The following is a 12523-nucleotide window of genomic DNA, read 5'->3' as shown; positions in this document are numbered from 1 at the left end:
TTCAGACTTGACGGTCACCCCCCATGCCCTTGTCTTAAGCTACAGCTACTACTGCCTTCACTGTTCGGGACTTTCACCCTATAGTCTGCACCCATGCCGGGCACACCAAAAAAGAGGACTGCATAAAGCAAGTCCTCTTTCTCTTTACTGTCTATTTATTTTCGCACCCCGTTCAAATATAGGGGATTCAATATAATCCCTAATTTCCTTATCACTATCCGTTTCAGGTGGCGGAAAGTCATACTATTGATAACCGTCGTCCGTTTCATGCGATAGTTCATACACACAGTGATGCCGCGATGCCGCTGTTCCAATATATATAAGAACAAAAAACACCCCTGGAAAAACAAAGAAGGGGTGCTTTCATTTTAATGATATTTCCATGTATTTAGGATTATCGCTTGAAATGAAGTCTTCCGTTCCGTTTTGGAATGTGACTCCAATTTTTCCGTTCGGTAAGGAAGACTGGTAAGCAATATGAACGATGTCTGTCGGCTTGGGCCGTATATCAAACATAAACGAATGAACATTCATAACACAATTGTTATAAGGGGAGTTCTCCCGACGACCTATTACTCCCAGTTGTTTCCCATAAATCCCAAGGAAAATCATGTGGCGGCCAGGAATGGGTCTCTATCAGTTCTTTCCTTACGGGATGTTCAAACCGAATTGCATGCGACCACAAGGCAATCTGCTGCCCTTTTTTATTGACATGTTCGCCGTATTTTTGGTCTCCGAAAAGCGGATAGCCCGCATTCGACAATTGAACGCGGATTTGATGGGATCTGCCTGTATGAAGATGCACTGAAAGCAGGCTTAAGTCCTTATACGATTCCATAATTTCATAGTCTAGCACCGCCCTTTTTGCCTTTGGATGATCCGGTGTAACGACAAACACTTTATTTTGCCGTTTATCCTTATAGAGATAATTGACAAGCTGGTCTTTTTTCTCCTTCGGCGTTCCGTGAACAACAGCGAAATACTTTCGTTCCAGTGCCTGCCTGCGGATCATATCCGATAATCTCGATGCCGCCTTGGACGTTTTGGCAAATACAATTGCCCCGCCAACCGGCCGGTCCAGTCGATGGACAAGTCCCAAATACACATTGCCGGGCTTTTGGTAACGTATTTTTAAATCCTTTTTTAATATCGTTAATAAATCCGAATCGCCGCTTCGGTCTCCCTGGACAGGCACGTTGACTGGCTTTTCTGCAATCAGCAGATGATTATCCTCATATAAAATCGGTATTTTCATGGATTTGAAGTCTCCTTCAGTTATTAAGATCATAAATATCTGGATATATCACTGCATATAATTATAGATAAATTAATTTACTCTTGCCAATTGGGCCGGAACAGGTGCTAAAAATGTTTATATGATTCACGATAAAGATAAGGAAGGATACAATGCGTCTAACAGAGGCGAATCATTTTGTGAAAATCGGACTGGAAACTTTCCTGACCTCAATACACTTTTTCTACAGTCGCGGAAGTTTAGTGTTGCTTTCTCTTATTCCTTCTTTCACCCGTGCACTGCAAATGTGGTATTCGGAAACTCCCTTATGGTCAGAGGCAATCGTTGGAGCAGCAAGAGTTATTCTCTTCTTTCTGATTGTTACTCTCCTTACAAAAAGCAGCTTTCACACTCTAATAGATAAAGGATTTTGGAATAAGCTTCTTCAAAAATGTTCCAAGCAGTTAGAAAAGAATTGGCCACAAGGTGTAATTTCCCAAATCGTTGTCTTTATCGTACTTTTGTATGGAGCAGGGAATGTGTTAATTTTACTAGTCAGCACATTGTTCTTCTCTGCCATGGACTCTATTGGGATAAATCTTGCTGATGCAGCTGCTGCAAAGGATACCTTCATATTCCTTCTGAAAAATATGAGCGTTATTCCCCTTGCCATTGTTTTTATTCTTAAGATGCTTGGAGTAAAGCCGATGAAGGATTAACTTGTTCGGCAGCCAGCATGTAAAAAAGGCGATATGAAAAGGCCTTGTCTGCTTCAATCAAGGCCTTTTCCTGCAATAAAAGTATTAACATTGCTCTTTTATCATTTCCTTAAGCAATTCTTTATTTCTCTTTTGGAAAATGTCGTTATGGGAGGACACCATAGCAAATTTTTCTGCAGCCGGCTGAACATACTGTTTTGCTTTATTCACTGCATTTGCCGCATCTTGGAAACATCCGGCAATTAAGTGCAGCTTGCCGGGAAAGGTAAGGATATCTCCTGCGGCATAAATGCCTTCCACGGAAGTTTCACAGCTGGAATTGCCGGCGATGTAACAGTCATTTTCCAATTCTATTTTTATTTTGCTGTTTTTTAGTAAACTCGTGTCTTGCTCATAGCCGTGATTAATAATTATATCATCTATCTCCACATACTTTTGGTCACCTGTTTCCTGATGCGTGAGTTCCACCGCTTTTACCCGATCATTGCTTTCATTGGGGATTAGTTTCGTAATACATGATCTAGGCAGGCAATGAACGGAACTGTTACATAGCTGGGTAACTTGTGCCTCATGGCCTGAGAGATGTTCTTTTCGATAAGCAATATACACCTTTTTCGCAACGGGTTCCAATTCATTGGCCCAGTCAATGGCGGTATTTCCCCCGCCAGAAATGATAACGGTTCTATCTTTAAAGCGTTGAAGGGATGGGATGGAATAGTGGAGACTTACTCCTTCAAACCGTTCCGCTCCTTGGACTTCCAGTTTTTTCGGACACAATATTCCGCTTCCGATAGCGACGATTACCGTTTTCGTACACTGGACTTGGCCGGATGCTGCTCTCAGCACGAATAATCCGTCCTGCTGGCGGGAGATGGATTCTATTTTTTCATTCAATACAACGGTCGGACTAAAGGTAAGCCCTTGCTTTACAAGCCGCTCCATCAGCTCCGCTCCGGTAATCGGCGTGACCCCGCCAACATCCCAAATTACTTTCTCAAGATAAACATTGAGCTTCCCGCCAAGGTTCGGCTGACACTCAATCAGTTTCGTCTTCATTTCCCTTAAGCCGCTATAGAAAGCGGAATATAGTCCTGCCGGCCCCCCGCCTATTATCGTTACATCGAATACATCCTTTTCCTTCATCGCCGTTCACTCCTAAACCGAATGTAATTGATAATCATTTTCAATTATAAAACATGAAAGCACTTTCTACAATCCTTTTTTAAAAATCATTTCCATCCGGTAAACAACAATAGCCTAGCGAAGCACCTATCATAAAAAGATGCGGAAAAATATATTTTTAATATTGACACACTAAAGACACGATTATATATTAAAAATGGTTAGTGATAATGATTCTCATTATCATAATATATTTTTCTAAACATACCCATAAGAGGGGGATAAACAATGACTCGCCTTTCCTCAGAACAGCTGCATGTCGGCTACGGGGACCGTTCCATTATAAAAAATTTAAACTTAACGATTCCCGATAAAAAAATTACAACGATTATCGGAGCAAACGGGTGCGGCAAATCAACTTTATTGAAAGCGCTTATCCGGATTATTCCGTACCAGTCCGGTTCTGTCCTTTTGGATGGGAAAGAAATTTCTCGGGAAAAAACAAAAACAGTCGCAAAAAAAATGGCCATTCTTCCTCAGACTCCGGAAAGCTCGAATGGGTTAACAGTCGGCGAACTGGTATCTTATGGCCGCTTCCCATATCAGAACGGATTGGGGCGGTTAACGAAAAAGGATTATGAAGTGATCGATTGGGCCCTTGAAGTGACCGGAACAGCGGAATACAAATACCGTCCGATGGATGCTTTATCCGGCGGCCAGCGCCAGCGCGTCTGGATCGCGATGGTCCTCGCCCAAGAGACGAACATCATTTTTCTCGATGAGCCGACTACGTATTTGGATATGGCTCACCAGCTGGAAGTTTTAGAATTGCTGCAAAAGCTGAATCGTGAACAACACCGCACGATTGTGATGGTTCTTCACGATTTGAATCAGGCTGCCCGTTTTGCTGACTATATTATTACTCTGAAAGACGGGGAAATCGTCAAGGCGGGCACGTGTGAAGAAGTAATCGTTCCCGAAGTGCTCCGGGAAGTTTTTCGGATAGATGCAGTTATCGGCCGTGACCCGAGAACAGGCAAACCGATGTGCATTTCCTACAATCTATTAAAAGGAGATAACGAATATGAAGAAAAGACTCATCATTCCCGTTTTGCTCTTCCTTATGCTTCTTATTAGTGCTTGCGGAAATGGAGATACAGTTTCTAACGATGCAGAAGAAACAAGCCCAGAAACTAGAACGTATGAAGCGGAAACCGGACCGATTGAAGTACCGGCCAATCCGCAGAGGGTCGTTGTGCTGTCAGGGTATACCGGCAATGTTTTACATTTAGGGGTCAATGTTGTCGGTGTAGATACTTGGTCGAAAAACAATCCTACTTTGGAAGAAGAGTTAAAAGATGTAGAGGAAGTTTCCGAAGACGATTTGGAAAAAATAGTTGAACTTGACCCGGATTTAATCATCGCGTTGTCAACGGTGAAAAATATCGATACATTACAGGAGATTGCCCCAACCGTAACGTATACATGGGGGAAAATCGATTATTTAACACAGCATATCGAGATCGGTAAACTTTTAAATAAGGAGGAAGAAGCCCGGGCATGGGTGGAGGACTTTAAGCAGCGGGCCGAAGAAATCGGCGAGGAAATCCGGGCAAAAATTGGAGAAGATGCAACGGTTTCGGTAATTGAAGCATTTGACAAAAACATTTATGTTTACGGAAATAACTGGGCCCGAGGAACGGAAATTTTATATCAGACGATGAAACTGAATATGCCGGAAAAGGTAGAAGAAGATGCTTTAGAAGCAGGATATTATACATTATCTGCGGAAGTGCTTCCGGAATATGCCGGGGATTACATCATTTTAAGCAAATATTCGGATGCGGATTTGTCTTTCCAGGAAACGGACACGTATAAAAATATTCCTGCTGTAAAAAATGGCCGTGTGTTTGAAATGCAAGGGGAAGGGGCGTCTTTTACAGACCCGTATACCCTGGAGAAACATTTAGCATTCTTTAAGGAAGCATTTCTCGGAAAATAAAAAGGAAGATTTTTAAAGGGGATGCGAAAAGAAAGGCTTTTCTTTTCGTTCATCCCTGTTCTTCATCCAGAAAGGAAAGTTACAGCTGATGAAAAAACTTTCATTTCCATCCCAACTGTTTTTCGCATTAGGTGTTTTTATCCTAATGTTTTTCGTTGCCATGAGTTTTGGCGCAGCCGATGTCTCTTTTAAAGATGTATGGCTCGCCCTGACATCTTCAGCTGCCAATGACAACATCGCAATCATACGGGATATTCGTCTGCCCCGGGAAATTGCTGCTATCTTTGTCGGGGCTGGTCTGTCTGTTTCTGGCGCCATTATGCAAGGGATGACGAGAAATCCTCTTGCGGATCCGGGGTTATTTGGATTATCCGCAGGTGCCTATGCTGCGCTGGCAGTAACGATCGTTTTTTTTTCCGGCAGCAAATTACTTTTGGACGATGGTCGCCGCACTTGTCGGTGCTTTCCTCGGCGCTCTCTTCGTCTTTGGCATCAGTTCAGCAGTAAAGGGAGGCTTCTCGCCAACACGGATTGTCCTGGCAGGTGCTGCGGTTTCCACTTTTCTGTACGCTGTCGGGGAAGGAGTCGGCCTCTATTTTAAGGTTTCGAAAGACATTTCCATGTGGACTGCCGGAGGGATGGCCGGAACAAACTGGAAACAGCTTCAAGTTATTGTCCCGGTTATCATTTTGGGAATTGTACTGTCCTTTTTCCTTGCCAGACAGCTTACGATTCTCAGCTTAAGCGAGGAAGTTGCGACAAGTTTGGGGCAAAATATTTTCATCGTAAAAGTTGTGCTCTTTATTATCATTATTGTTCTTTCCGGGGCATCCGTCGCCCTCGTCGGAAATATGACATTTATCGGACTGATGATCCCTCATATTGTTCGTGCTTTGGTAGGAACGGACTACCGGTTTATATTGCCGATGTCTGCCATAGTCGGTGCTATTTTTATGCTGTTTGCCGATACGCTCGGCCGCACTTTAAATGCACCGTACGAAACGCCCGTTGCCGCCATTGTGGCGATAATCGGTTTGCCGTTCTTCCTGGCCATTGTACGAAAAGGAGGGAGAGCCTTGTCATGATACACCCAGCAGCAATAAAAAAGCAGCGAATCATTTTAACTGTTTCCCTGCTTGTTACTGTCATTACCGTTATCGTCAGCATGGGGACCGGACATGCCAGTCTATCCTTTGACCGGCTGATTCAGACCATCATTGGCCAGGGGACAGTGAAAGAAGAATTGATATTGTTTTCCATCCGGCTGCCGCGTATATTGATTACTTTGTTAGCCGGAATGGCCCTCGCTCTATCCGGATCGATTTTGCAAGGAATTACAAAAAATGATTTAGCAGATCCTGGCATTATCGGAATTAATTCCGGCGCCGGGGTTGCCATCGCTGTTTTCTTTTTATTTTTCCCTGTTGAAGTCGGGCTGTTTGCTTATTTCGTTCCATTAGCAGGCTTTATCGGTGCCATTATTACAAGCATATTTATTTACCTTTTTGCCTACAGCAAGCATAACGGGCTGCAGCCCATCAATGTCGTTCTCATCGGAATCGGATTTTCCATGGCATTATCCGGGGCAATGATTGTCATTATCTCTGCTGCGGAGCGGACAAAGGTTGATTTTATTGTCAAATGGCTGTCAGGCAATATTTGGGGGGCAGATTGGCCGTTTATCTGGGCGCTCCTGCCCTGGCTCGTCCTATTTATTCCTTTCACCCTTTACAAAGCTAACCGGCTCAACTTATTAGGATTAAACGATTCCCTTGCTATCGGCGTTGGCGTTTCCATTGAAAAGGAAAGAATTATTTTATTGTTTTCCGCCGTTGCCTTAGCCGCTGCAGCCGTTTCTGTAACGGGAGGCATCTCTTTTATTGGCCTGATGGCTCCGCATATTGCGAAAACCCTTGTCGGTCCAAGACATCAGCTGTTTCTTCCTGTTGCCATTCTCATCGGCGGCTGGCTCTTATTGTTCGCCGACACCATCGGCAGAAATCTGCTGGAAAGCCCCATTCCGGCCGGTATTATGGTATCGATTATCGGCGCGCCCTATTTTATATATTTGCTATTGAAAAAGTAAGAAATTAGACTGGATGAAGGGAATTTCCCTTTTCGTCCAGCCTCTTTTTTAATTCATATAGCGGCGTAATACCGCATCAATCAGCTAATTTAGTTCGTTGATGTTTACTTCCTTATTATATTTGTCTTTTAGACTGTATTTATTTTTCAGTTTCAGTATCCTTTCTACACTTTGGTCGATTCTTTCCTCCGTTATTTCGCCGTTTTCCACTGCGGTTGTGAGTGCTGTAATTGCTTTTACCACGTTTTCAAATTCATGGGCCACCATGACAATATCCGCACCGGCCTTTACTGACATTACGCTTGCCTTTCCGATATCAAAGCTGTTCGTAATCGCCTCCATCGTCATATCGTCGGTAATGACAACACCATCGAAACCGATTTTTTCTCTTAAAAGTTCGGTAATAATTGTTTCCGACATGGAGGATGGGAATTTCGGATCAATTGAAGGCAAGAGTATATGAGCAATCATCACCATATCTGCCCCCTCAGCGATTGCCTGTTTAAATGGAATCAGCTCCATTTGTTCCAGTTCTGCCACCGTTTTTTGGACAACAGGCAATTCAACATGGGAATCAACGGAAGTGTCTCCATGGCCAGGGAAGTGTTTAATCGCAGGGATTATATTCTCTCCTTGAATGCCTTTCATCATTTGAATGCCTAACTTGCTGACAACATCCGGATTGATGCCGAAGGAACGGTCGCCAATGACCGGATTTTCCGGATTGCTGTTTATATCAAGTACGGGGGCGAAATTTACGTTAAAACCGAAAGAATTTACCAATTTTCCTAAAACCGTACCTATTTCGAGGGCGAAAGAAGGGTCGTTCTGTTTGCCGATTTCGAAATGGGAAGGAATCGCTCGCAAATCGCCAGGCAGCTTTGCTATTCTGCCTCCTTCCTGATCAATGCCAAAGAATAACGGAACGTTATTTTTATTTTCCTCTTTAAGGGAATTCATATATGCCACCATTTGGGAAGGACTGGTAATGTTCTTTTTATTAACAATTATACCGCCGACTTTGTATTGATGAATCAGCTTTTCCTCTTCCGCACCGAGTTCTGTTCCAGAAATCGAGGAAAAAATCATCTGACCAATTTTCTCTTCAACGCTCATGTTTTCTATGACTTCGGAAATAGTTACCGGCAGTTCTTTTTCTGGATATTCCGTGGCTACTACTGAAATGTGATGAACCGTTGGGTCTGGTTCATATTCCGTCGGGTTATCCAAAATCCACTTTAACTGATATTTGGAGTTTGGCTCATAAATTAAAATAATATGATGATTGTTTTCATCTTTGTAATATTTGATATCTGACGGTTCGCCTAATGCATCAATTATTTCCTGATAGCGGATATGTTTCAATTCGGCAGCATTTAAACGTAAATCAACGGCAACTGAATTGCGGTAACCTATCGTTACGTGCCGATTAGGGTAAAGGGCATAGTCACCGACAGATGTTTTATCCACCCGTTCCGGCTCACCGAATAGTTCCATAATTTCATCATTTTTCGTTTCTCCCGCCACAAAAGGCGCACCAATAATCATGCCATCTTTGGACAGGGAATATATATCATGTATCCAATCAGCTTCATCCAATTCTTCAGCTTCATTCTCCGGGGGCTGTTCCTTTTTCTCTGGCGGCGGCTGATTTTTTTGATCAGCATCTTCGTTATCGTTAAAAATATAAAACGAAACGGACACAGCCACAGCTGCCAAAATAAATAATAGGATAATTTTTTTAAGCATAAATAGCCTCCAATAATTTAATCTATCCTAATATATTCGTCGGAAAATATCCGTATTATGTTTCCCTTTATTTTATTATTGGTTTATTGCAGGTGTTTTGAATGCAGCCAAGGCTAGCAATTAATCGATGCCCAAGCAAAAAAAGATAAATTTTCCCCCTCAAAAACTAAAAAACAGGGATTTTTTCAATCCCTGTTATATCAATCTTTATAAGCATAAAAAACTAAGAAGTCATTAAAGTAAATTTACTAAACAATGACTTCTATTTTGGAATTCACATATTGCTTTTTAATCGTTTTAAAATACGTTCGCAGTCGTCACGGTCAATGCCTGGAGCAAATTGTTCCGGAAGTTCTGGAAAATCTGGTACAGGTGTCCCTTCAGGCATTCCGTCTATTACTCTCAACGGTTCACCAGTTTCTGGGTTTTGCCTTTCCAAATTTGACTGATATCCCGATATTCCGGCTCTCCCCATGTATACCATACATTATACAATCCTTGTTCCATAAATTTTCTAGCATAGTCAAACTTATTATTATCTAAACTCGGAACTGGCAGCATCTTACCGACGTCTACTCCTGTAGCTACTTCAATTGCTTTTGCGTAAGCAATAATGTGCGTTCCGCCTCTAACAAGCAAGTAACCAATCATCGTCAAGGCTGTAGGATGGGTTGTCATTTCATACACCCTTATTTTATGGGTCCTTGCACCAATTTCAAACATATAATTGAAAAGAAGATCTTCCACGAGCACACCTGTGTTAGTTACGAATTCTCCATTCCAAGGTCTTCCCATCCCATCGCCCTGATAGGATGTTTTAAGCTCAATAAAACACCCTATAGAATAGATTTTTATCTGTTCAATAGGGTGTTTTTTGGATTACGCGAGGTTTTTAAATAATACGTTATTTTCTAAATGGATGTGCTGGAAAGTGTCGGCTTCCATTTCTGCCAGACGGGCATAGGTGATGCGGTAGGAATTACATGCATCTGCAGGCGGTGTAAAATCGTCAGTAATCACTCTCATTCGTTTTAATAATTCACCTACTGCATCGTGATCATCTTCTAAGCCGCCATTGGCGATGCGGATTTTTTCCAGCAATTCTTCACTTGGGTTTTTTTCGTATTCTTTAATTAGTGGAAATACTTCCTGTTCTTCCTTGATTGAGTGCTCTTCCATCTCTACTTTAAATTCGTTATATAGGTGATACAATTCTTGCAGGTGGGGATGATTGGCACCGTGTACCCGGTATATCTTTGTGACAAATTGACCTAAAGGCGTTAATTCCTGTTCTAAATAGGCATGGTGTGTATGAACGATATGGTCAATCAATTCGGAAGGCGGAACACTGTCCCAGTCTTTGACTTCATGGTCTTCTTTTGACCATTCTTCATAAAGACTGTTTAATTCGGCAAGTACCGTATTTCCGTCTAAACTTTTTTCTTTAAACACATTTTCCAATGGTTTGTTTCCGCCGCAGCAAAAATCGATACGGCGTTCTTTAAAGAAGTCGCTTGCTTTCGGAAATATTTTCACAATCTCCGCCGGAGTATGTTTATCCGTAAATTGGTTCATTTTGGCGATACCCCCTAAATAGGTCTTTGCCTAAATGATAACCGGTTTCATTAAATAATTCCGTGATTCCCGTCACTTGATGAATGGTTTTCTATGACTTGCCGTTGTAATCTGAGCATAAAAAAAGGTCATTGGAGTTTCATCCGATAACCATTTTCTTATTTTTCCATTTAAGTGATATATGTTAATTAATTTGAACAGCGATGAAAACCATACTCATCTCTTAAAGAATAAACAGACCATATTCATTCATTTGAATAGCCTTTCAGATAATGCTTTTTAATGACATCTTCCGCTGGCAAGTGTAACGGGGAGAAACTTATTTCATTGGAATCTTGGCCAATTGTGACGACCCACCAATAAATCCCTTGAACTCTTGGCTTCCATACATTATAGGTTGCCTCATAATAGTTCACTTGGGCCTGCGGGTCATACCTTTTATTAGGCAAATCCCATAAATAAGGAGTTCGATAGGCGCCAGCAATTGGGATAATCCCCGCCTCCGTTATGATAATTGGATGTTGCCACAGTGAATTTTCCATTTGCTGAATCTGCCTCTCCCATTCCTTTTCCAACATATCCGTTGAAGCATTATCCGGCAAATTCAAAGGGAAATAGGCATCAACTCCGATATAATCGAGCAGCTTTACAAATTCAATGGAATGAATTTCATGGACCGTATCAAAATTAAACGAATAAAGCAGTTCTCCATCGTATACTTGACGCACTTTTTCAATAAGCTGGATCCATCGGTCCTGGTATTGATTTTGCATAGAATTCAATTCCGTACCAATATTTAACGATTTCGCATTGGTTAACTGTGCCAGCTTAGCATAAGAGAGGATTAACTTTTCGTAGCTGTCAAACCAAACGTCAGGTTCCTTCGGTTTAATTTGCCCCCTCCACATATTGGAGGGCAAAAAAGCTTGTTCATCCATAATTGGTCTGATCATGACACTTAAGCCTGTATCATGGGCTTCTTCGATAACAACTTTGAGCTCTTCGATGGTTGGGGTATTGACCGGGCTGGCAGTTACCTCATTTGCTTGCCAGTTCGTTTGGTAAAAGGGAAAATTTATGGAGATACTGTTGATGCCCAAATTCCCCAAATGGTCAAACACCTTTTTAACCTCAACTATGTTAGGATGACCGTAGATAAGTATGTTCATTCCCGCTTGAAATTCATCACTGGTATATTTAGACGGAGAATTTTTTATTGCCTCTTTCTGCCGCGGGAAATCCGGCAAGGTTTTTTCCACAACAGAGGTCTCCCTTTTAGAAGTTTTCATATGAACTTCTTTCTTTATTAAAAACAATTCTTTACCTGAGAAGAATATTAATAAAAGAAGCGCAGCAAGTATTACAATAATAAATAGCCCGCTTTTAAACATATGTTTTACACCTCTTATAAATGGAATTGAATTCATGACTAGGTGCCATTTTTAGGCAGAAGAGGGCTTCCAATTTTTCTATACTGACTGTTTCTGTTTTTCAATGCTTTTGAATCGCTGGGTTTTATACCATTTTACTTCCTGCCTCAATACGATGCGCTTCATCTCTAAAAATGATGAGTAAATAACGAGAAATATCCACATTTGCGAATAAGTCAAATACATAAATACAACAGTCCAAAAGTTTTTAATCGTTAACTGATTCCGCTCCATGGACAATGCCAAGCAAACTTCGGACACAAACAGGAGAAAACCGGTAATTAATAAGACATAGGACACCATTCCAATGGACAGCTTGAGATCAACAATGAAATTAACAACGAAAATGATGTGGGAAAGCAGTACCCCGCCGAAGAATAAAAAATAAGTAAATAAGAAATAAAATAAATCGATAAAAACCTTCTTATTTACCAATTTATTTAGACCGAATAAATATTTAAAAATTACATATAGATTTCCCCGTGCCCACCTCCGTATTGTCAAAAGTTTTTAGTAAAAAACTATTAGTATTGCCTATTTTATGCGTTTTTATACAAAAAAACTTGCCACCCCCTTAAATCTAGGTTATTAATGAGGTTACCACAC

The 12523-nt window shown here is 41.5% G+C and carries 10 protein-coding genes and 2 pseudogenes; 5 read left to right on the top strand and 7 right to left on the bottom strand.

What is annotated here, in order from left to right:
• Positions 1-544: 544 nt before the first annotated feature.
• Positions 545-1255 carry an RluA family pseudouridine synthase gene (locus IEV18_RS15210; RefSeq protein WP_188393240.1) on the bottom strand — a complete coding sequence of 237 codons (711 nt, stop codon included), beginning with the start codon at positions 1253-1255 and terminating at the stop codon, positions 545-547.
• 152 nt (positions 1256-1407) lie between these two features.
• Between IEV18_RS15210 and IEV18_RS15205 the strand changes: the two genes are divergently transcribed.
• Positions 1408-1953, top strand: coding sequence for a hypothetical protein (locus tag IEV18_RS15205; RefSeq protein ID WP_188393239.1), 546 nt, complete (start codon positions 1408-1410; stop codon positions 1951-1953).
• Between the two features lie 84 nt (positions 1954-2037).
• Here IEV18_RS15205 and IEV18_RS15200 read toward each other — a convergent pair whose 3' ends face one another.
• A complete protein-coding gene (locus IEV18_RS15200) occupies positions 2038-3096 on the bottom strand; it encodes an NAD(P)/FAD-dependent oxidoreductase (protein ID WP_188393238.1) in 1059 nt (352 codons plus the stop codon).
• 267 nt (positions 3097-3363) lie between these two features.
• On the opposite strand from IEV18_RS15200, the gene IEV18_RS15195 reads away from it, so the two are divergent.
• From IEV18_RS15195 to IEV18_RS15180, 4 genes and pseudogenes are all read left to right on the top strand, one after another.
• Positions 3364-4212 carry an ABC transporter ATP-binding protein gene (locus IEV18_RS15195; RefSeq protein WP_188393237.1) on the top strand — a complete coding sequence of 283 codons (849 nt, stop codon included), beginning with the start codon at positions 3364-3366 and terminating at the stop codon, positions 4210-4212.
• A complete protein-coding gene (locus IEV18_RS15190) occupies positions 4160-5077 on the top strand; it encodes an iron-hydroxamate ABC transporter substrate-binding protein (protein WP_188393236.1) in 918 nt (305 codons plus the stop codon). Before IEV18_RS15195 ends, IEV18_RS15190 begins: the two co-directional genes overlap by 53 nt.
• Before the next feature lie 88 nt (positions 5078-5165).
• Positions 5166-6162 (top strand): annotated as a pseudogene (locus tag IEV18_RS15185) (FecCD family ABC transporter permease).
• Complete coding sequence (locus IEV18_RS15180; RefSeq protein WP_188393235.1) at positions 6159-7163, top strand: FecCD family ABC transporter permease; 1005 nt, start codon at positions 6159-6161, stop codon at positions 7161-7163. The pseudogene IEV18_RS15185 and the gene IEV18_RS15180 overlap by 4 nt, the downstream one beginning before the upstream one ends.
• Positions 7164-7247: 84 nt before the next feature.
• Here the strand turns inward: IEV18_RS15180 and nagZ are convergent, their stop codons facing one another.
• The 5 genes and pseudogenes from nagZ to IEV18_RS15155 form a co-directional block, all read right to left on the bottom strand.
• Positions 7248-8912, bottom strand: coding sequence for a beta-N-acetylhexosaminidase (gene nagZ, locus IEV18_RS15175; protein ID WP_188393234.1), 1665 nt, complete (start codon positions 8910-8912; stop codon positions 7248-7250).
• A gap of 274 nt (positions 8913-9186) precedes the next feature.
• Positions 9187-9731: pseudogene (locus IEV18_RS15170) on the bottom strand (manganese catalase family protein); the annotation flags it as partial.
• 60 nt (positions 9732-9791) lie between these two features.
• Positions 9792-10487 (bottom strand): iron-sulfur cluster repair di-iron protein, encoded by a 696-nt coding sequence (gene ric / locus IEV18_RS15165; RefSeq protein ID WP_188393233.1) that lies wholly within the window; start codon positions 10485-10487, stop codon positions 9792-9794.
• A 245-nt stretch (positions 10488-10732) separates the two neighbouring features.
• Complete coding sequence (locus IEV18_RS15160) at positions 10733-11746, bottom strand: glycoside hydrolase family 113 (protein WP_188393232.1); 1014 nt, start codon at positions 11744-11746, stop codon at positions 10733-10735.
• A gap of 210 nt (positions 11747-11956) precedes the next feature.
• Entirely contained in the window at positions 11957-12352 is a 396-nt protein-coding gene (locus IEV18_RS15155; protein ID WP_188393231.1) for a hypothetical protein, read from the bottom strand.
• Positions 12353-12523: the final 171 nt, after the last annotated feature.

Origin of the sequence: Compostibacillus humi (assembly GCF_014637175.1) — a bacterium.
GTDB lineage: Bacteria > Bacillota > Bacilli > Bacillales > Amphibacillaceae > Oceanobacillus > Oceanobacillus humi.
The sequence above is the reverse complement of the archived record's forward strand: the minus strand, read 5'-3'. Positions and strand labels throughout refer to the sequence as shown.